A 21501-nucleotide genomic window follows, 5' to 3' on the forward strand; every position below is an offset into this window, starting at 1 on the left:
TATAACTTTCGACAAAAAAAGCAGACAATGACTAAAATGTCACTGTCTGCAATAGAACTTCTCCCTGAATGTTGGTGAATAATGAAACAACCACAATGTTAGGAAGATGAGAGTACTAGGTATTCTTTAGAATCATTTCACTTTACCAATCATTATCAGATATCTATTCAATTTTATAACTATAGTTATTGAGGGATCGCCAAGCTCGTTCCAACTACAACATTATCACTAGTTAAGCCATTTGCTTGTTTAATCTTCGCAATGCCATCTACACTACCGTAATACTTCATGGCTATGTTATAAAGTGTATCCCCTGTTTGAACAGTATGTAAACGACCACTCGCCTGCGCTTGTTGATAAGCTTCTGAAGGAGAGGTTGTATTGGTTTTAGTAGTCTGTCCGTTATTATTTGGATTTGTTATAACAGAATCCTTTGGAGGTTCTACCACTGTATTGTCATCCTTCTTTGTGGGTCCATCCACTTTGTCTTTGATTGCTTTCTTTTCTTCTTTAGCTTTTTCTTTTTCCTTCTTGTCTTCCGCTTTTTCTTCAGCTTTTGCTTGTGTATTTGCTTTTGTATTGGTTTCAAATTTCACATGGTCTTTTTCTAATTCCGTTTCTTCATTACCACCCTTGTCATAGAAAAAACCTACATAAATAAGGATAGATATTGGAATTGATATAAAGATAACGGCTAAAATCGTTGGTAATGGATTAATACGTCGTTTCTTTTTCTTTTTATTATTACCATGAAGCTGACTACGGGTCATTCTCGAAGGGTTTTCGTTATTCTCGGAATCGAGCTTTAACTTAATGGTTTGACGATGCTCTTCTATCTTTTCGCGATAATCCTTTTGAGCCATCTTAACCCCTCCTTTTTCACTAGTACTATTCTATATTATGACGAAATACAACATAAAAGTAAATGTACGTTCTGTTAAAGATTCGGCAATAAAGCAGTCAATCTCTCTTCCCATGAAGTTATTCCCTGCATTTCTAAATGCTTTCTCTCCTTCAAAATTGCACCAACTTCTATACCGCAATGATGGCAACAATGAGCAGGTTTTTCTTCTAATGACTGCCCGAAATAATGTAGTAACTGCTCTCGTATACATTTCTCTGCTGTTACAAGTTCTTTCATTTCATCTACTTGATGCACTTTACTAAAACGAATTGCAGTAAGCTTTTGCTGCACTTCTTCTGGCTTCAAACTTTGCATCCAATAAGAAAGTACACGAAATCCAGTTTCACTTATTTGATGTTGATCTAGCATAATTGCTGGGTTTTCACCTTGTTGCATGTAAGCTGCATACTGTTCCACATGGCGTTGCTGAGGTAAATCTTCTGTGACGATAAATTTCGTCATATCCTCATCATTTGGAACATAAAGCAATATTGACAGTGCGTCCTGTCCATCACGTCCTGCACGCCCTACCTCTTGCATATAGTTGGCTACAGTAGATGGTATATGATCGTGAATGATTTGACGAACATTATCTTTGTGAACCCCCATACCAAAAGCGTTAGTTGCACAAATCCATTCGAGCTGCCCAGCCAAAAATTGTTGTTGGATAAATTGTCGATCTTCTGCCTCCATCCCCGCATGATATGCTGCTGCTCGAATACCATTAGCTAAAAGTTGCTCCGCATAGATACCCGTTTTTTTACGGGACTGTGTATATATGATCCCTGGACCACAAGTTTTTAAGACATGATCCACTATCCATGGGGCTTTTTCAACGGCGTTTTCAAGTTGTACTACATCATAATGTAAATTTAAACGGTCCACAGAATGAATATATTCAAAAGGTTCTTTCATATGCAAATAATTCTTCATATCTTTTACAACTTGCTCTGTTGCAGTGGCACTTAATGCTAAAATTGGTGGGCGTTTTGTATTATCTAACCAGTCCGTAATTTTCAAATAATCTGGTCTAAAATCAAACCCCCATTGAGAAATACAATGCGCTTCATCTACAACAATTAACCCTAACTGCAATTCTCTAAGTGCACCCTGTACTTGTGGATTCATCAACATTTCCGGTGAAGTAAAAATGAATCGATATTGCTGTAAATGCTGCAATACATTTCGTTTCTCAGACATTTGCAAAAATGAATTTAATGCTACAACACGCTTTTCACCAAATCGTTTTAATTGCTCTACTTGATCTTGCATTAACGATAACAATGGAGAAATGATTAATATCGGCTTATTTAATATATATCCCGGTAATTGATAACAAAGTGACTTTCCCATTCCAGTAGGTAATAGAGCAATCACATCTTGATTTTCAATGACTGCTTCTATTACTTCCTTTTGACCAGAGCGAAATGTTGAATAACCAAAATATTGTTGTAACAGCTGCTCCAAATTTGTCATTTCACATTTCTCCTTTCGCCGCAAGAATGAGCCTGATTTGGAAATAAGAAAGTTCAGGAACGGCATCACGTAATACTTTTAATTTTTTACTATTTGTATGTTTTACAGCATGTACAATTGCCTCAACATCTTGAGATGCCACAAATTGTCCAAGTGGAAACTGCGACATTGACATCGCCATCTCTACGAAATGATCTTCAATCGTACTTTCTTTCAAATGACGTATCATAGCAATTTGTTCTAACGTAAAACCTTGTTGAAATAAGTTTGCAGTTTTTTGAGATGACTCTGTTAATAGTTGTTCAATACGCACTCCTTCAGCCAGTTGTGACAAATAGCGCTTGGGCTCTTCATATAAAGCATCTAACCACATATGCAGTGCTTCTATATAAGCTAGTTGAACATCTAACAAAGAACGATTTTGTTCCCTAGCAAGCTGTTGCCAAGTCCAGCCAGGTGTATTAAATCCACTTAAACGATAGAGTAAAAGACTTAGTGAGGAATCTTCAACATCCAACTTATTAAGAGAATCTGAGATTTCAACTCTTATAGCCTGATAAAACGTGTCTGATTTATATTTATTTTTTACTAAAAATTTTTTTACCCATAATTGAATATCTTCATCTTTCTGGATAGGAGCAAACGATTTTATTTCCTGTACTGAATATGACAATGATTGTATGACTAATGATAATCTTTTAAAAAAGATATGCTCATTTCCGCGATAATACCATCCATTAAAATGCATAGATTTACTTTTTTCAAGTACCTCTAAACCGGTATTTGTTAGTATAAAATACTGTTCATCTCTATATGTAGCATAGCCTAATTCAATTAGTTGCTCTGCATGCTCCATATATTTTTCTTTTGTGAGTTTAGGTGTTAAGCCGAAAAAGGAATGGAGATTAAAATTCCCTACATCTTGAATTGTTTGTCCTGAACGTTTTCCTTTTAGCAAATGAAAACCCGCTGAAACGGAGCGTTCACCTCCAAATTTATGAAAAATCTGCAACAAAATTTGTTGTATGTACAATGCGATTTCCCCCATGAATAAGTAATTTTGGTTGAAATGTGTTGAAAAGCACTTTAGAATGAAAAGGAAGCTAATTAGGAGCGATTGTATAAAGGAGAGAGAAGCATGGCGAAATTTACCATTGTTGATAAAGATACATGTATTGCATGTGGTGCTTGCGGCGCTGCTGCACCAGATATTTATGATTATGACGACGAGGGTATTGCCTTCGTTATTCTAGATGATAACATGGGAACTGAAGAAGTTCCAGATGATCTAATGGAAGATATGCAAGATGCTTTCGAAGGATGTCCTACTGATTCAATTAAAGTAGCTGACGAGTCATTCGAAGGCGATGCATTGAAATACGAATAGTATTACTGTACAGTGGCTATTTTCACTTTTTGTGGAAATAGTCTTTTTTATCTTTTTATATATTAAATTATTTTCAAAAGCTGGTCCTCTAATGTCATTTGATTACGAAGTGAGCGAAATTATTTTTATCTTTATAGCTATTATGTTAGGTATGGTATCAGCTGAATTGCTTATAAATGTCTTCCGTTTCGAATAGAGAGAGAAAAAACTGCAGAATTGCTTCTGCAGCTTTTTAATAACTTTTCGTCCGATCACGTTTCATTAAATAACTAATAAGTAATAATGCAGATCCTGCACCTAGCTGAGTAAACCAAGTAATATTAACAAGTGGGCCTAGCTCATCAGTAAAGTAAAGAATAGCTATAAACAAGCCGAACGTTACTAGTCCCAAAACTCCTGATTTAACGATAGTTCTTTTCGACATTTTTTCTTCAAAGGCACCTTGTTTTAACTGCTTCAATATTACATAAAGTAAGCCCGAACCTATTGCAACAACTGCAATGACATTTATAATAGACGAATATAGATAAATCTGATCTGATTTTGTGAAATAGCGACCAATCGCTCCAATAATAATGAACCAACCGATTATGTCACATAAAATTTCCGCACCAAAAGTAACAAGACTTCCCTTCTTTTCTTTCGGCAATGCATCCACTATTTCTTCGGCATACACTTTCGGATTAGTACCAAAAACATCACTCGCTGTTTTCCCTTCCGCTTGAGCTAATAATAAATGGTCGAGGATCTCTGTTAATACTTCCTCTGATTGACGTTCAGAGAGTAATAAATGCGCTCTAATATAGACGAGTAATTTATCAAAATAGATTTCATTTTCTTTCGTTAATAACTTACGTTTTTCATTATTATCTGATATTAACTTCTTCACTATAACCATTTTCACCAATCCCTTTTCAATAGTCGTTCACACTACTTAGAATTTTATAAGATATAGAATTAATTATCTGCATATTAACCATTTTCTTTCATTAGCTTTCCTACAGCATCAGCAATACCGAGCCATTCCGAGCGAATATCATTTAATGCTTCTTTGCCCGCTGTTGTAAGTTTATAATATTTACGATTCGGACCTGAATCTGAAGGTCTCATTTCACCTGTAATTAAATCATTCTTTTGAAGTCGTAGTAGTACCGGATAAATTGTCCCTTCACTGACATCAGATAGACCTACCGTTTGTAGCTTTTTTGATAGCTCGTAGCCATAGACAACTTCATTTTCAATCACTGCCAATATACAGCCATCTAATATGCCCTTTAGCAGTTGACTTCTAATTGTCACCATATTCAACTCCTCTCAGTACATTGCAAGACAAGGTACTAAGTAAATAAAATACTACTTTGCATAACAAAGTAGCTACATTGACTATATATTGTTATGGTTTGATTGTCAACTACATGGTTATACAAAGTAGTTAAATCATTAGTTGCATTAAGCACTAATTTAGGGTAGAATTTTAGTATCAGGTACTAATAGTAACTATATAAGGAGGCTATTATGGAGAACTTATTACAATTAAAAGATAAAAATATCGTCGTAATGGGCGTGGCAAATGATCGTAGCATTGCATGGGGAATCGCAAAATCTCTTTTCGAAGTCGGCGCTAACGTCATCTTTACATATCGAAAAGAACGATCTTTAATGAAATTGGAAAAGTTAATGGCAGGTTATGAAGACCAAGAAGCTACTTTCATCCAATGTGATGTGAATAGCGATGAAAGTATTAAAGCTGCTTTCGATACAATTGGTGCTAAAGTTGGTACAATTCATGGTATCGTACATTCAGTGGCATTTGCAAACGCAGAGGATTTAAAAAACCGTTTCCTTGAAACTTCACGTGATGGCTATGCTTTTGCACAAGACACAAGTGCCTATTCACTAATTGCAGCTGCAAAAGCTGCACATCCTTATATGACTGAAGGCGGTTCAATTGTAACAATGAGTTATCTTGGTGCTGAACGTGTCTTAGAAGGATACAATGTAATGGGTGTTGCTAAAGCAGCTCTTGAAGCATCTGTAAGATATTTAGCAGCGGATATCGGTGCTGATAATATTCGTGTTAATGCGATTTCAGCTGGTGCAATTAAAACATTAGCAGCAAAAGGTGTACCTTCATTCAACAAAATTTTAAACCGAATTGAAGAAAGCGCACCATTAAAACGGAATGTTACACAAGCTGAAGTAGCTGATATGACAATCGTTATGCTGAGTCATTTATCTCGTGGTGTCACTGGAGAAACGATTTATATTGATGGTGGCTATAACATTATGGGGATTTAATTTTAAAACGCACTCATAAGAGTGCGTTTTTTTGTATGTCTTACTAGTCTATTAAGTTACAACTTCTCAGAAATATATCATGGCCAAAACCGTGAATGAAAACTAATACAATAATTAAAACATAACCAATCACAACAATTGAAATAGTACCCATGCCAAAATACTTTACAGGTCCATTTTCTTTGGATTTTACTCCTTTAATTCCAAACCAAAAACTTGCGATCCAAGAAGCAATCCCCCATTTAAAATCATTTAGACCTCCTAAGATTTAATAATGATCATTCTGGATATAATCGATTACCTCGTCAATGTAAGATTCTATAGGCTGAAAGGTATCTATCTTTAAACATTTTATCTCTTCGGGTTTTTTACTATTTTGCATCGTATATAAAAAATCCTCTTCTGAATTTATAGAGGCGATCTGGCTCAGCTTGCGATTTCTTGAAGCTAACCGATGATTAATTTCTCCAAAATCATTTAGAAAGCACTCCACATATTTATAAGTTACATTATGCTTCTTCTGTAGTGATAGTCCTCTTTCAATTAATTCATCATACAAGCATGGACTATCAAGAATCACATTATTGCCTAGTCCAAGATAATAATCGATTAACTGCCAATCGATTTCATAAGAAATAGAGCCCGTTGTTTTTCTATCTAAAGTTACAGTGCTACTCGTTAATAAGGCAGATTTAATGATGTCATGATCAACTATAATCGCTCCTGTACGCTTTGCAATAGCTTGCGCAAGTGTGGATTTACCTGAACCAGGAAATCCAGACATTTGAATGAAAAACACTGTTCCATAACCCCTTACTCTACCAAACTAGGTGAAGTTTATCTTTATAAAAATGAATAGCACGCTCGTATTCTTTAATACTTTCATCTTTTGTAGACGTTATAATCACATCAAGTAGTTGTCCAATAGAATCTTCGTGCTTTTTTAAATTAAATAAGGTCATTGCGTAGAACACTTGAAGCGCTTTGAAATCCGGATATTTTGTGATACCTTCTTGAAATACTTTTTCCGACTTCTGATATTCTCCAATTGTTCGAAAAGTACTTCCTAAGCCAAGATAAGCGTTAGGCTCATCTTGATTATCTAATCCAAGTAAGATAGCTTTTTCATAGTAAGGTATGGCTTCATTTTCAAGACCTAGAACATCAAAGCTCCATGCAGTTTGATAATTAACATATGCATCTTCTGGAAAATCATGTTGTATATTCATCATTAATTGATTGGAGTCTTTTAATAAATTATTGGCTCGTAGTTTCAAAACCTTCTCTAGTCTTTGCATATATCGGCTCACTCCCTAATATATAATGGGCTAATAACCCATTTATTCTAACTCTACAAAGATTACATATATTAGTACCTCTTCCGTTTCGCCACATGCTCTAATTTCTTTGTACAACTTACACAATGAAAGTTTTTTGCTTTTCTCTCTTTATATAGCTTGTAATGCTTCGTGCCTTCTATCAATTTATAAGGTTCTTTACACAAACCACAGATTACTTCATAGTAAATAACCATCGTTTATTGCCCCTCTCCATATAAATTTTTTTGATTCCTTCGCCTAACTATCAATTTAATATGCAACCAAAGATCATCATCTCTTCCTATAACTGACCAGTTCTAATCCAATAAATTATTCGATATGTTCCCAATACCGAAAAACCAAGTATTAGGATAATCATGAATAAAAATATATCTAATCTATTTATAGATTCTAGGCCATCTTTATTAATTGCTACCCATATACTTAAAAAGATTACAATTAAACAGAAGCATATATTAGGAATTATCCACAGAATCCTTCTCAGTTTTTTATTCACATGGAAACACCTCGCTCCAACTCTGCAATGCGCATATGTAATTATCCTATATATTCAAAAAAATTACATTATAATATGTAAAAAGACTAAAAATATTTAGTTGTTGTAGTATTAGATATAGAAGAGTTAACTTTATTACAAAGAGACATCTATTGCTTTTTTTTGTTTGCTTAACAATACCATTATCAAATCATCACAAAAAATGAACTGATTGCAAAGATCATCACACCAATTCCAAAAAACATCAACTTAAAAGCATAATTTTTCAAATAACTTGATTCACTTTCTTTTCGAAGCTCTTTATAATATTTGATAGTTATAGTTATTCCACTCAACCAAAATAAGAAACAAACAGTATATGAAACGATATTTCCGCCTTCCTCTTTTCCGATTTCGATGACAATTAGTAGGATAAGTAAAATGACAAAGGCAATTAACATGATGATATTTTCTTTTCTTCTACTTTTTTTTACTTTTTTTCGCCACTCATCACGTTCATTGATAGTTGCATGCTGTGTAATAATTGCTTCTACTAGTGCAACATCCTCCTTATGAACTTCAATCGTGAAAAAGAGTTCATATTCCTCATTACTTTCATTCAACTGCGATTCCTCAGATGACTGCTTTATTGCATCCTCGACATCAAGATTATATGGAATATTAGAATGTTCAATCTGTTTAATCATCGATAATACTTTCTCTTCAGTATTTCCGACCAATATTTTCTTTTTTACCAATTTAACACCTCTTACGATCTAAATAATAGTTTACTAGTCAATATTCAAGAAAAACTGACTAATAAATAAAAAAGCTTTAAAGTTTATGTACAAATTAGTGTCTACCTTAGAAGTAGACGCTAATTTACTTTTCCGTTTAAATATTAGTTCTAATCTTTATAGAGCTTGATCCAAACATAAATTACTTTGATTTGCTATCCAGGTATTCTATTTCGATATCAACAACTGAGATGGTCTTAATTCTTCACTCTCTATAACCATCACTTGCATACCAAATTCACTAGTAGTTTCATGCCATTCACCCTTGTCCCAAAACACGACATCACCGGGACCTACTGCTTTTCTGCCTTCTTTACCAACAACATTGCCAGTTCCGTTTAATACTATGAGTAATTGATTGGTTACTGTTTGATGGTTACCAATCACTCCATTCTCTTCTAGAGTCATTAAACTAATATTCGTTGCTGTTGAAGTTTGGCAAATATGCGATAGTTGGAAATCCGAATCAAACACATTCATCTGCCTTTTAGATATGTTAAATATTTGCAATTACTTTCACCCCTAAACGTTTAAAACTATCTATTATTTCAATTGAACTTTACAATTCCAAATTCTTTTCCTGGCTACTCAAAAAACCTCTTTTCAATTGTAATACAACTAATGAAAGAACTACCGCATTAATAGCATAAAAAATAGCATATATAATGGCCTCTTTCTTTTCATAAACTTCGAAAATCGGCAAAATATTAGGAACTACTAATAAAATAATTGTAACGACAGATGAATAAAAGATACTTTTATGTTTAAAAACCCCAATAAAACTTGAAATGAACACAATTAATAGAGCCAAATAATGATAATAAGGAATAACGGACACTTACTCTCTCCTCTACAATGTTATTTGTAATTGATAAATTATTAACACATCATTTACATGTTTCACTAACTTTCTTACATACAAAATTCATTGAATAGCTATCATTTGTAATTAGGTTTTCTTGCCAATCTTCATATATTTGAATAACTTCAAACCCATGATTAGCAAGCATTCGTTCCATCTCCTTTGGGTAAACATATCTTAATGTAATATTAGTACTCACTTCATTTACTATATGATTAGTTTCATCCTTATATTTTCGAATTGTTGTATAATATTGCAATTGATTGAGAGCGTCATATTTTGCAATTGTAGATACATCTACTTTATATTGTGTTTCACTATCAATATATGTATACCAGAATTCTTCTGTTTCAGGCTGTAGTAATTCTTCAGCACTAGGAAATCTCGTATTAAAGATGAAAATGCCGTTCTGAAAAAGATGTCTATTAACAGATGATAATAAACCATCTTGATCTTCATTCTTTAGAAAATGTTGAAAAGAATTCCCAACAGAGAATGCAAAGTCGGTTTTAAAATTTAATTCTAACTTCGTACAGTCTTGCTTTATCAATTCTATTGGTAAGTTCAGTTTACTGGCTTTCTTCTTCGCTTCATTTAGCATACCTTCATGCGAATCTATCCCTACTATCTTGTGACCACTTTTTGCTATAGGAATCGTTGCCCTACCAGTTCCACATGCAATATCAAGAATTGTCCCTTCAGCCTTTAACGCCCATTTTTGTAGAAAAGGAATATCATCTGTGTAACGGTTATTTTCCTTATCGTATAACACTGGATTATCATATTCTTCTGTATTGTGTTTTATTGACATATGTAAATTCCCCCTATCATTTTGATTGTCCCATATTTTCAAAATGATTACATTAATATCCAGAAAATACTGCTGCTACTTTTCTATTTGATGCACTTTGTTCCAGTATGATTGATGTAAATCTCAACATGAATAAATAAACTGTGAGAGTAACCCTCACAGTTTTCATAGACTCATTTATTACTCTTAGAGACTATGCCTCATCCCGGCTTTCATATATCATAAGCACAAAAAAACGGAGTCCATAGACTCCGTTTTTTCAATATAGCTATTGTTGTTTTGTTGCCATGAGTTTAATACCTAGCCCTATAAATACATGGCCTGTACTTTGTTCATCACTGTATGTAATAGTTTGCTGACTTTTACGCTTTTTTTACATATGAAGCACTATATAAAACAAAAACATACCAGATAAGTACAAATAATGAGAAGGTAGCGCCTAAGATTACGAATGGAAGTGAACCGTAACTATTGTTTGCTGAAATGAATTGTGTCAAAAAAGATAAGTAGAATGAAAGAATATTTATTTACTTGAAAGCCTTTAGCTCTGTGTTTGCATATAAACTTCTTCATACGGCTGAACTATGACAAAACCGTCTCCTTCAAACCTCATTTGAATCGATTCTCCACTACCTCTTCCAATAAAGGTTTTTAGTGAAATATCCGTCTGAAATTCAGGTTGTAGGTTTCCCGACCACGCTACAGTTGCATTTGGATCTGTAATAACTGGTTTTCCTGGGGTTACACGTAATGTGAGTGGTTCATAATGGGTTGTAATGGCAATCATACCCGTTCCTTCACATCGAACATTAAACAAACCACCTGCCATCATACCTGCTACTTTTCTCATAAGCTTGATATTGTGATTGATAGATGGTTCGAATGCAAGTAGGTCATTTCCATTTACATAAATTGCTTCGTTCTGTAAAGATACAATAATGATTTTTTTCCCACTGTCAGCAAGATATAACTTTCCTTGCCCATTTGCTTTCATGAGCGAAGCACCTTCACCAGTCAAAGCTTTTTTGAACATAGCCCCGATGCCATGTTCTAAAATACCCTCTCGCTCAAATTTAATCCTTCCATGATAAGCGACCATAGAACCTGCCTTGGCCCAAACTAGTCCATCAAGATTCACTTCTAGCAAACGCGGTGTCTCTAATTCAAAAAAACCTTCTCCTTTATCCTCTTGCTCTGTATTTTTAATAAACTCAGTTATCGAATATTTATTCATTCTATACACCCTTTCATATTTAAAAATACATATGCTTCCTATATAAACTAGATGTTGAACAAGACTAATCTGAAAACATCTATCTCACAAATGTAATAAAGTCAATATTAATTGGCTCAATACCCTTTGCTCGATGTAGTGAGTTAATCTGTCCTCGATGATACTGCCCATGCAATACGACATGTGTCAAAATATCCCTTACTGAATTCTTAAATTCTTTTCCTTTACTATTTTTGTAGGAAATTAATTTATCTAGGTCAGTATTTGCTAGATTAGTAAGAAACGTAGTTAAGGTCTCTTCATTTTGCATAACAAGTTCTGCACAGACTTCTATATCGACATCTGACCAGATAGGCAGTCGTGAACTGTCCAATCCAAACTATTCAACACTCATTTCTTTTCCTCCTACAATAATTCACTTTTAACAAATCAATATATAGTCCCGCTAAGGAGAATATGAATGCATTTGTAAGTTATTAATTTTTAAATGCTGTTATTAACTGTTTAATTAGTATTGTTAGTGAAATCAGACTTAATTTTGAGAGTAGCCCTATCTCTTCAAACTTAAATACAAAAAAATCTCCTTTCTCGTAAAAAGAAGTAAATGACTAAGTTCGGCATTGTGACAATTGCCCACAATTTAATGAAAATAGAGAAAACCGAAAAAATCCCCAAAGAAAAACAGTACGTTTTTCTTTGGGGATTTTATTTTAGGGCAATATTAGACAGACCTACTTCCTTTATACAATCTCTTCAAAATATTGCACTGTTTTCATTGGGTCTCCTATTTCCCTTAAAGACCACACCTCATCTAAATACACTTCAGCAAGTTTCTCATATCGTCCACCATGTTTTTCTGCCCATTCGATCACTACTACACTTTCATAAACATGCGCCATTTTCTTAGCTAATTTTTTCGCCTCAAAACTTTGTAAATCGGCATCTAAATTCGCGAATTTAGAAAGTTCTTCTGTTAATATTTTTAGCTGATTAACGACAATTTGTTTTTGCTCATTGTTTGAAATTTGCTGTAGGCGTTTTTGCATATCATCCGTGAACACAATATGTGCTGAGTATTTATTTACTAGACGGATTAATTCTAATCCTAGAATATTCGCAGTCCCTTCCCAAACCGTAAGAACTTGGGCATCACGTAATAACCTTGGTGCCACAAAATCCTCAATATAGCCATTTCCACCATGCATTTCAATTGCTTCGTGCGCAAAATGAATTGCTTGCTCTGCTGTTTCCTTTTTCATAATAGCGATATACAAGCGATTCAATATCACTTCTTGTTCCGAAGCTTCACCCGCTGTCACTTTTTCATAAAGTCCAATTAAATCAAACACGGTTGCTACTTCCACATGAAGTGTTGCTGCAAGCTTACTTAATGTATCTCGCACCATTGGAAAATCGGCCAATCTCTTGCCAATTGCATTTCTACGAGTCGCATAGTCTTTTGCCTCGAGTAATGATCTGCGCATAATGCCAATAGATGCAACCGCATTACAAATCCGTGAGAGATTTAAAGCTTCCATCATATAGTAAAATCCTCTAGTAGGATCTCCAACAACAAAAGCTTCAGCTCCTTCAAATTCTACTTCACCTGAAGGTACTGCCCTAACACCTAGTTTATCTTTCAGACGGCGCACACGTAAATGATTGACTTCGCCGTTGTCCTTACGCCAAGGTACTGCAAATAATGTTAATCCTTTCGAACCTCCTGGTGCCCCTTCAATACGTGCAAGCACCATAGCAACTCCACACATTCCTGCATTCGATGCGAAATATTTTTCACCATATAATCGGTAGTTGTTGCCTTCTTTTATTGCTTTTACAACATTTGCACCAACGTCTGAACCACCTTGTCTTTCTGTTAAAAACGTAGCCCCTTCGAATAATGGACCTTCTCCTGTAGAACAAACAGGTGTTAAAAAACGCTCTTTTAATAATTCATCTGCATAATGGTCTAATAAATAAGCTGTTGCCATAGTTAAAGTTACAGGACAATAAAAACCCGGCTCAGCATGGGATAATAAATAGCCTTGTGCAAAGCTATATGTGTAATTCCCTTTCACTCCAAGCGTTGGAATCTCCTTATGCACATAACCTACAATCCCCGTATCATAAGTTTCCTGTATAGTTTTTTTATAGCCATCATTAACCCATACTTCAGAAACCTCTTCACCATATTTATCATAGCGTTTCAATTTTGGTTCGCCTTCACGATCAGTATGTTTTGCACGTAAGTCGATGTCGTTAGCACATAATTCACCAAAAACAGATAATTCTCGGTTTGCATAATCTAAAAAATCTGCATCTAATGTTTTTTCTAGTATAAGTTGTAAAGTTTGATTATCATGAAAGAAGTTTCGTGCTGTTTGCTCAGTTACACCTTGTAATACTTTCATTGAACTACACCTACATTTCTTAAAGGCTGTTTCAATATTTTTCCTGAAGCATTTCTTGGTAATGCTTCGACTTGTTCAAATAGCTTCGGCACTTTAAATTTCGCTAAATGCTCAGTTAAATAAGACTTCAACGCCTCTACATCAACATGTTCAGATGAAGCAAATACAACTTTTACAGTTTCCCCCCATTCAGGATGAGGAACTCCTACTACTGCAACTTCTTGAATACCAGCATATTGCAATATTTGTTCTTCTATCTCTTTTGGATAAATATTAACCCCACCAGAAATAATTACATCTTTTTTTCTATCAACAACCCAAATGTACCCGTCTTCATCAAATTTAGCTAAGTCACCAGTTTTCAACCACTCACCTATAAATGCTGCTTTAGTTGCCTCTTCATTTTTATAGTAACCTAGCATATTACCTTCACCTAATAGAACAATTTCACCTACTTCTCCTACTGCTACATCCTCACCGTTATCGTTAACTATGCGCAGTTCTGTATGGAGTGGTGCACGGCGCCCTATGCTCCCCGCCTTATTTTCATGTTCATGTGCCAATAAAATCGTACCACTTGGCCCTGCTTCTGTTAAACCATATACACATACCAAATTGTCAGTTTTAAAAACGCGTTGTATGAATTCCACTTCTTTTTTAGATAATGGTGCACCGCCATATACCCACCATTTCATTGAAGAAAGGTCAGCATCACTTAACTTTGGATTTTGTGCTGTTAATAGATATGCAACCGGTGCTCCAAAGAAATGCGTCGTCTTCTCTTTAACAACCGTATCGATGAAAAGATCTGGTGTGAAAGTTGGAGTTAATACCGCTGTTGCTCCAACAATCATTCCAGCCATTAAAAATAAGTGTAAGGGAGCAGAGTGACTAAGTGGCATCATAAGGAGTAACCTGCTCTCTGGCTTCATCTCCATTTCTACACAAATCATCTGGGCAACTGTTAATATATTTCGATAACTGAATAGCACACCCTTTGGATTACCAGTCGTACCAGAAGTATAGAAAATAGTTGATTCATCATCTTCTTTTAAAGAACAATTTATTTCGTTATTTTTACTAGTAGCTACTAATTGCTCGAAGCTTAACCATCCATCTTCTTCAGCACCTGTTTTAATTAGTAAACCTGGATTTTGTAGTTTTTCGACTACAGGAAATAAAAGCTCATGAGCAATGAAAGCAGTTGCATCTGAATGTTCTACAATATATTCCACTTCTTTTGTTGAAAATTTTGCATTGATTGGTACAATTACAGCTCCTAGACGCTGTACTGCAAAATAGCTAATCATAAATTCCACAACATTCGGCATAAATAAGACGACTTTATCTCCCTGTTTAATTTGCTTTTCTTGTAAAGCATTAGCAAATTTATTAACTAGTTGATTTAACTCTTTGAAATTGACTCGATTGCCTTGGCTTACAATAGCTTCCACAAGTGGATACTTTCTTGCATTGCGCGTTAATAATTGTGAACTATTCAATATAACTGCCCCCTTTTAAACTATTTAATTTTTCAGTAAAATCAAGATGCATAGCTTCCAATTCATCTCGAATTTCCTGTAACTCCCTCATTTTCTCATCAATTTCAGCCATTTTTAATTTTCCATATGCAACTGTTTTTTCAAGTTGTTTCTTCCCTGTTCGATCCTTGTCAAATAGTAAAACCATTTCTTTGATTTCGTCGAGTGAAAACCCGTATCTCTTACCTCTGAAAATCAGCTTTAGCTTTGCATAATCCGAATTTGTGTAAATTCTTTTTTTGGCGTCTGCCCGTTGTGGGGACAATAAACCGAGTTCCTCATAATAGCGAATTGTCCGTGTCGTTACATCGAATTCTTTTGCAATATCTGTTATTGTCCTCAATAGCGCCACCATCCTAACAAGAACTTAGAAGCAGTATATCATTGACGTTAACGTAAATTTCAACCATTAACTGCTCTAGTTTTCTATAAAAATACAACAATTCATTAAACGAAAGGCGCACTACAAAAATGTAGTACGCCTAATAATTATTCTAAATCAATAGTCTTCACTTATAAAATGATGCACAATATCCTCTACCATCCCTGGCTTGGTCAAATTCAGATTTTCCCCAGCCCACATAGATAGATAATCTGCTTTCCCTTGCTCACCTGCTACTTTACGTAATTCCTTAGTTAAATCATTTTGAAATGGATATGGAGCAATCGGTTGGTCAGCCATGTAAGTTATAAAGTCATTTACGATTCCTCTTGCGGCTTTCCCTGAAAAAGCGGTTGTCAAAGCTGTAACATCTTTTTCTGATTGTAAAATCGCTTCTTTATGTAGAGGATGTGCGCCACTTTCTTTAGTTGCTAGTAGCGCGGTACCAATCTGAATCGCTGCTGCTCCTTCATCAAGAAAATCAAGCATCTGCTGTTTTGTCATAATTCCCCCAGCAGTAATAATGGGTATCTTTATTTTGCCGATTGTATTTTTAAGTAACTCCATTGTTGGAATTAAAGTAAGGGGCTCTAAAAACGTCCCACGATGGCCACCTGCTTCGCCACCTTGTAAAACGATAGCGTCTAATCCAGCTTGTTCCACCGCAATTGCTTCCTCTTCAGTCGTAGCAGTACCAATGCAATAAGTCTCATGTTTGTGTAAAAAGGATATTGTTTCTTGATCTGGTATTCCAAAAGTAAAAGAGCAAATTTTCACACCCTCATCAACGACAACTTTTACCTGCTCCTCAAACTCGCTGGAAGATAACACTACCTTTTCTCCCAACAGCCCAAGTTCTTGTTGAAATGGCTTTAATGCCTCGTACGCTTGTGCAATCTGTTCTTCAGTAGTATCAACCTGTTCAGGTACAAACAAATTTACTGAGAAAGATTTGTCAGTCAAAGATTTTACTTCTCGAATACAATTTCTAGTCGCTTCCGCAGTCAAATATCCAGCACCTATAGAACCTAAAATACCTGCATTTGCACTTGCTGCTACAAATTCAGGCGTCGTCACTCCGGCCATCGGTGCTTGCACGATTGGTTTATCTATCCCTAAAATATTTTGAACAAACAAAGATTCCATTACTGACTCCCCTTTTTCTCACTTATTACTAACGCACCTAATATCGTCAGCGCTAATCCCCCCCAAGATAACGCTTCACTATACTCAAAACTACGAAAGAAAAATTTCCCTGCTATAGTTATTATACCAAGGAATAATATAATGGACCCTACTATTTTGCGATTCATATTATCACATTCTTTCTATATGGCGTTCCATTAAAATTATTATAACGAACTGCCAATACTTTATCATTTATATATCCTTTACAATTCTCTGCTAAAATTACATTGTATTATTCATTTTCTCTACAATTTGAGTTAAAAATGTAATACGAAATATATTTATTTTTCTAAAATGCGAAAAAATAAATTAGTTATAACAAATGGAAAAATAATGTTAATATTGATAAAAAGGGATATTTGCAATATTTTGTAGAGAAAGTAGGAATTGAATGATTTATGAAGCTGATATCAATGTAAGAAAAAAGTTAGTACCAATGTTCGAAAATATGGATAGTACTATTATTCTTTCATGTCTGCAAGGACATATGGGTACTGCTTGGGTAGACGACCTTGAAAATCCAAAAGTAGCACAAATAACGGTGGGGATTTTTGTATTTTATGCTGGAAATCCTCATACAAAGGAAGCTGAAGAACTATTATTTAATCTGCCTGATTATACACTTGCAATTGTTAATTCTGATGAGTGGAAAATACTAATTGAAAAAGTACATAATGGATCTATAGAAAAATTCCAACGATATAGATTTGAAAAGGTTCCTGAACATCTAGATGTGAGCTATATAAAGAACTTATTATCTGTACTACCTGAAGGTTATGAGCTTAAAAAAATAGATGAGGCCATAGTGAATGAACCATCTCTTCATGGACTCTCTGAAGACTTTATAAGTCAGTTTAATTCTATAGAAGACTTTATAGATAGAGGCGTAGGTTTTGCTATTTTATATGAAGGACAAGCTGTGTGTGGGGCCACATCCTATAGTATTTATGATGACGGGATTGAGATTGAAGTTGCTACACATCCTGATCATACAAGAAAAGGCTTAGCAACAATAACAGCTTCTGCCTTGATATTAGATTGTCTTAACAGAGGAATATATCCTAGTTGGGATGGTGCTAATATAGAATCTGTTAAATTAGCTCAAAAACTCGGATACATTTTTAAAGAGTCTTATGATACTTACTTTATCGATTATCAAAAATAAGCCTAAAAGTTATTTTGTTTGATTTTACTCTATTTTAAAGGAGTGACTCAACACAAAGAAAGGGATCATTGATCGTTTTGAAGGGGACTTGCTGTTGTTGAATTTCAAAATGGCTGATTTGATGGATGAGTTGTTTGAGGATTAATCCAAACTTCAATTCTAAAAAATTCATTTGCTACAATAGTTCTCAATAATATTTTGTCTTTTCAAGAGTATAGCAAGTCCCCATTTTCTAATATTTTTAATTGGTATGTCGTTTCTTTTCCTTGATTTTTTATACAATATAATAGGGAAAAATAATAACCCCTATTTGAACTGACCAAATAAAATAGTGGGTTATTATTTATCCATTTTCGTTATTTAGTTATAATATTTATTTGTTATACAAGTGACAGGCAACAAAATGATTGCTTTCTACCTCTTTAAGTTGTGGTTTTATAGTTTTGCATGATTCCATTACAAGTGGACATCTTGTATGGAACACACAACCTTTAGGTGGATTTGCTGGGCTAGGAATATCACCCTTTAATATAATTCTTTCTTTTTTCACTTTTGGATTTGGAACAGGTATAGCTGATAATAGAGCTTGTGTATAAGGGTGTAATGGTTCCTTATATAAGCTTTTTTTATCTGCTAATTCTACTATATTCCCTAAATACATTACCGCAATACGGTCACTTATATGTTCTACAACACTTAAATCATGTGCAATAAAAAGATACGTCAGGTTAAAACTCTTTTGTAAATCTTTCATTAAGTTTAATATTTGTGATTGAATCGATACATCCAGAGCTGAAACAGGTTCATCTGCTACAATTAGCTTTGGGTTGAGTGCAAGTGCCCTAGCTATACCAATCCTTTGTCTCTGTCCTCCACTAAATTCATGTGGGTATCTGTCAGCATGATAAGTATTTAATCCAACAACTTTTAATAACTCAGTTACTTTAGCATCTATGTCTTTTCTGTTATAGCCATGAATGATGAAAGGTTCACGTAAAATTTCTCTAACTTTCATGCCTGGATTTAATGAGGCATAAGGATCTTGAAATATCATTTGAAATTCTTTTCGTAAATTACGAATTTCACTTGGTGGCATATTCACAATATCTGTGCCTTCGAAGAATACTTCCCCCTCCGTAGGTTCCAATAATTGCATAATCATCTTACCTGTTGTAGATTTTCCACAACCACTCTCTCCTACTATGCCTAAAGTCTCACCTTTAAATATAAAGAAATCAACACCATCTACTGCTTTTACAACACTTTTTTTCCCTTTCAGAAAACCTTTGTTTTGTACAAAGTGCTTTTTAAGATTCTTTACTTCTAATAAAATGTCAGTCATTCTTATTCACCTCGCTTAACCAGCAACGACAAGAATGATTTTCTTGAACTACATTTAGCATTGGGGCATCCGTTAAACACCGTTTCATTACAAAACTGCATCGCGGGGCAAATCTACATCCTGTTGGCATATTTTCAGGAGTTGGTACATTACCAGGAATAGAATCTAGCTTTTCAGTATAGTTTCCTAGCTTGGGTATGGAATTAATCAATCCCTGAGTATAGGGGTGTTGTGGATTTTCAAATAATTCAAAAACACTTGCCTCTTCTACAATTTGTCCAGCATACATTACAATGACTCGATCGCACATTTCAGCAACAACACCTAAATCATGTGTAATCATTAAAATCGATGTATCACTGTTTTTTCTTAAGTCTCGCATTAAATCTAAAATTTGTGCTTGGATTGTCACATCAAGCGCTGTTGTAGGTTCATCAGCGATTAAAAGCTTGGGTACACAAGACATCGCCATTGCAATCATAACCCTTTGCCTCATACCACCTGAAAGTTGATAAGGGTATTCATTTAAAATGTCTTTTGCCCTTGGTATGCCTACTAACTCTAACATTTCCAAAGCACGTGCTTTTGCAGATGCCTTATCCAACTTCAAGTGAAGACGAATACCTTCTTCTATTTGTCGACCGATTTTGTATACTGGATTTAATGAGGTCATAGGTTCTTGGAATATCATTGCGATTTGGTTTCCTCGTACCGCTCTCATTTCTTTCTCTGATAAATCCAACAAATTTTGATCTAAAAATGTAATTTCACCCCCAACAATCTTCCCTGGGGTATTTTTTAGTAAACGCATAATAGATAAGGATGTCACACTTTTACCACAGCCAGATTCGCCTACAATACCAAGTGTTTCAGCATTATTTATATAAAAAGAAACATTATCAACAGCTTTAACAGTTGCATCGTCGCTGATAAAATGAGTTTCTAAATCTGTAACCTCAAGTAATTTACTAACCATCAAGGTAACTCCTTTCTAATCTTTGATTTTCGGATCTAACGCATCACGTAAACCATCACCAAATAGATTAAAGGCAAGTACAGTTAACATAATTGCCATCCCTGGAAAGATTGTAATATGTGGTGCAGAACCTAAGTAATCTCGACCTGCACTTAACATAGCCCCCCACTCTGGTGAAGGCGGTTGTGCACCAAGTCCTAAAAAGCTTAAACTTGCTGCTGTTAAAATGGAGGTACCTAAGCGCATTGTAAAATATACAATAATGCTAGAAATAGCACCCGGGAATATGTGACGCCAAATGATTCTAAAGTTTTTTGCCCCTAATGATTTGGTAGCCTCAACATACAGTGATGATTTGAGCATTAAAGTATTACTTCGAACGATCCTAGCAAACATTGGTATTGTGAAAATTGCTACAGCAACAACAACATTTTCTAAACCAGGTCCTAAAATAGCGATAATACCAATCGCCAAAAGGATTCCAGGAAATGCAAAGAGTACATCACAAAATCTCATAATGATGCTATCTATCCACTTCCCATAAAAACCACTAATAAGACCTAAAATAGTTCCTATTACTGCTCCAGCGAATACAGAAGTAAATCCTACTAGTAATGAAATTCTTGTACCTACAATAATCCTGCTAAATATATCTCGTCCAAATGCATCAGTTCCAGCCCAATGATTCCAAGATGGTCCTTGCAAAGTCTGCTTATAATCAGCTTTTGCAAAATCAAATGGTGCTATAAAAGGGCCAATAATCGAAATAACTATTAAAAAAATAATAAATACACCTGCAATAAGTGCTAACTTTTGCTTTTTGAATTTTTTCCAAAACTCTTTTGCAGGCGATTTCCCAACTGTCTTTTCAGATGATTGCGGTAATACTTCTTCCATAATTTCTAATTCTTT

23 protein-coding genes are annotated in these 21501 nt (G+C 34.7%); 3 read left to right on the forward strand and 20 right to left on the reverse strand.

Going from position 1 to position 21501, the window contains the following annotated elements:
• Positions 1 to 185 precede the first annotated feature (185 nt).
• The 3 genes from AC3IS5_RS14920 to AC3IS5_RS14930 all read right to left on the reverse strand — a co-directional run bounded on the left by AC3IS5_RS14920 (position 186) and on the right by AC3IS5_RS14930 (position 3413).
• Positions 186 to 863, reverse strand: coding sequence for a LysM peptidoglycan-binding domain-containing protein (locus AC3IS5_RS14920; RefSeq protein WP_489425125.1), 678 nt, complete (start codon positions 861 to 863; stop codon positions 186 to 188).
• 74 nt (positions 864 to 937) lie between these two features.
• Complete coding sequence (locus tag AC3IS5_RS14925) at positions 938 to 2380, reverse strand: RecQ family ATP-dependent DNA helicase (RefSeq protein WP_489425126.1); 1443 nt, start codon at positions 2378 to 2380, stop codon at positions 938 to 940.
• A 1-nt stretch (position 2381) separates the two neighbouring features.
• Positions 2382 to 3413, reverse strand: coding sequence for a YpbB family protein (locus AC3IS5_RS14930; protein ID WP_489425127.1), 1032 nt, complete (start codon positions 3411 to 3413; stop codon positions 2382 to 2384).
• 105 nt (positions 3414 to 3518) lie between these two features.
• Here AC3IS5_RS14930 and AC3IS5_RS14935 point away from each other — a divergent pair, with 105 nt between their 5' ends.
• Positions 3519 to 3767: a ferredoxin gene (locus AC3IS5_RS14935; RefSeq protein ID WP_038190800.1), complete on the forward strand. Its 249-nt coding sequence runs from the start codon at positions 3519 to 3521 to the stop codon at positions 3765 to 3767.
• Positions 3768 to 3999: 232 nt separating this feature from the next.
• Here AC3IS5_RS14935 and AC3IS5_RS14940 read toward each other — a convergent pair whose 3' ends face one another.
• Entirely contained in the window at positions 4000 to 4665 is a 666-nt protein-coding gene (locus AC3IS5_RS14940) for a DUF1129 family protein (protein ID WP_489425128.1), read from the reverse strand.
• Between the two features lie 74 nt (positions 4666 to 4739).
• Positions 4740 to 5066, reverse strand: coding sequence for a PadR family transcriptional regulator (locus AC3IS5_RS14945; RefSeq protein ID WP_489427908.1), 327 nt, complete (start codon positions 5064 to 5066; stop codon positions 4740 to 4742).
• 216 nt (positions 5067 to 5282) lie between these two features.
• On the opposite strand from AC3IS5_RS14945, the gene fabI reads away from it, so the two are divergent.
• Positions 5283 to 6065 carry an enoyl-ACP reductase FabI gene (gene fabI / locus AC3IS5_RS14950; RefSeq protein ID WP_193738891.1) on the forward strand — a complete coding sequence of 261 codons (783 nt, stop codon included), beginning with the start codon at positions 5283 to 5285 and terminating at the stop codon, positions 6063 to 6065.
• A 268-nt stretch (positions 6066 to 6333) separates the two neighbouring features.
• On the opposite strand, the gene AC3IS5_RS14955 is transcribed toward fabI, so the two are convergent.
• The 12 genes from AC3IS5_RS14955 to AC3IS5_RS15010 form a co-directional block, all read right to left on the reverse strand.
• Positions 6334 to 6864, reverse strand: a complete 531-nt coding sequence (locus AC3IS5_RS14955) for a P-loop nucleotide/nucleoside kinase family protein (RefSeq protein WP_489425129.1) — start codon at positions 6862 to 6864, stop codon at positions 6334 to 6336.
• Positions 6865 to 6883: 19 nt separating this feature from the next.
• Positions 6884 to 7363, reverse strand: a complete 480-nt coding sequence (locus AC3IS5_RS14960) for a tetratricopeptide repeat protein (RefSeq protein ID WP_489425130.1) — start codon at positions 7361 to 7363, stop codon at positions 6884 to 6886.
• A 723-nt stretch (positions 7364 to 8086) separates the two neighbouring features.
• A complete protein-coding gene (locus AC3IS5_RS14965) occupies positions 8087 to 8638 on the reverse strand; it encodes a hypothetical protein (protein ID WP_489425131.1) in 552 nt (183 codons plus the stop codon).
• A 207-nt stretch (positions 8639 to 8845) separates the two neighbouring features.
• A complete protein-coding gene (locus AC3IS5_RS14970) occupies positions 8846 to 9187 on the reverse strand; it encodes a cupin domain-containing protein (RefSeq protein WP_489425132.1) in 342 nt (113 codons plus the stop codon).
• A gap of 49 nt (positions 9188 to 9236) precedes the next feature.
• Entirely contained in the window at positions 9237 to 9515 is a 279-nt protein-coding gene (locus AC3IS5_RS14975; protein ID WP_489425133.1) for a hypothetical protein, read from the reverse strand.
• 49 nt (positions 9516 to 9564) lie between these two features.
• On the reverse strand, positions 9565 to 10350 hold the full coding sequence (locus AC3IS5_RS14980; protein ID WP_489425134.1) for a class I SAM-dependent methyltransferase: 786 nt from the start codon (positions 10348 to 10350) through the stop codon (positions 9565 to 9567).
• Positions 10351 to 10891: 541 nt separating this feature from the next.
• Complete coding sequence (locus AC3IS5_RS14985; protein ID WP_489425135.1) at positions 10892 to 11584, reverse strand: AIM24 family protein; 693 nt, start codon at positions 11582 to 11584, stop codon at positions 10892 to 10894.
• 79 nt (positions 11585 to 11663) lie between these two features.
• Positions 11664 to 11957 carry a DinB family protein gene (locus tag AC3IS5_RS14990; protein ID WP_489425136.1) on the reverse strand — a complete coding sequence of 98 codons (294 nt, stop codon included), beginning with the start codon at positions 11955 to 11957 and terminating at the stop codon, positions 11664 to 11666.
• 367 nt (positions 11958 to 12324) lie between these two features.
• Positions 12325 to 13995: an acyl-CoA dehydrogenase family protein gene (locus AC3IS5_RS14995; RefSeq protein ID WP_489425137.1), complete on the reverse strand. Its 1671-nt coding sequence runs from the start codon at positions 13993 to 13995 to the stop codon at positions 12325 to 12327.
• Complete coding sequence (locus tag AC3IS5_RS15000) at positions 13992 to 15497, reverse strand: class I adenylate-forming enzyme family protein (RefSeq protein ID WP_489425138.1); 1506 nt, start codon at positions 15495 to 15497, stop codon at positions 13992 to 13994. Before AC3IS5_RS15000 ends, AC3IS5_RS14995 begins: the two co-directional genes overlap by 4 nt.
• Positions 15490 to 15879: a MerR family transcriptional regulator gene (locus tag AC3IS5_RS15005; RefSeq protein WP_489425139.1), complete on the reverse strand. Its 390-nt coding sequence runs from the start codon at positions 15877 to 15879 to the stop codon at positions 15490 to 15492. The genes AC3IS5_RS15000 and AC3IS5_RS15005 overlap by 8 nt, the downstream gene beginning before the upstream one ends.
• A 156-nt stretch (positions 15880 to 16035) precedes the next feature.
• Complete coding sequence (locus AC3IS5_RS15010; protein ID WP_489425140.1) at positions 16036 to 17064, reverse strand: NAD(P)H-dependent flavin oxidoreductase; 1029 nt, start codon at positions 17062 to 17064, stop codon at positions 16036 to 16038.
• Positions 17065 to 17497: 433 nt separating this feature from the next.
• Between AC3IS5_RS15010 and AC3IS5_RS15015 the strand changes: the two genes are divergently transcribed.
• Positions 17498 to 18271 carry a GNAT family N-acetyltransferase gene (locus AC3IS5_RS15015; protein WP_489425141.1) on the forward strand — a complete coding sequence of 258 codons (774 nt, stop codon included), beginning with the start codon at positions 17498 to 17500 and terminating at the stop codon, positions 18269 to 18271.
• 373 nt (positions 18272 to 18644) lie between these two features.
• On the opposite strand, the gene AC3IS5_RS15020 is transcribed toward AC3IS5_RS15015, so the two are convergent.
• Genes AC3IS5_RS15020 through nikC form a run of 3 tightly spaced genes read right to left on the reverse strand, consistent with a single transcriptional unit; the run spans position 18645 to position 21486 of the window.
• The gene (locus tag AC3IS5_RS15020; RefSeq protein ID WP_489425142.1) at positions 18645 to 19613 is read right to left on the reverse strand and encodes an ABC transporter ATP-binding protein; all 969 of its coding nucleotides are present in this window, start codon (positions 19611 to 19613) and stop codon (positions 18645 to 18647) included.
• On the reverse strand, positions 19606 to 20589 hold the full coding sequence (locus tag AC3IS5_RS15025) for an ABC transporter ATP-binding protein (RefSeq protein WP_489425143.1): 984 nt from the start codon (positions 20587 to 20589) through the stop codon (positions 19606 to 19608). The genes AC3IS5_RS15020 and AC3IS5_RS15025 overlap by 8 nt, the downstream gene beginning before the upstream one ends.
• Positions 20590 to 20604: 15 nt before the next feature.
• Positions 20605 to 21486, reverse strand: a complete 882-nt coding sequence (gene nikC / locus AC3IS5_RS15030; RefSeq protein ID WP_489427909.1) for a nickel transporter permease — start codon at positions 21484 to 21486, stop codon at positions 20605 to 20607.
• Between the last annotated feature and the right edge of the window lie 15 nt (positions 21487 to 21501).

It is taken from the genome of Viridibacillus sp. KH_047, from assembly GCF_057838945.1.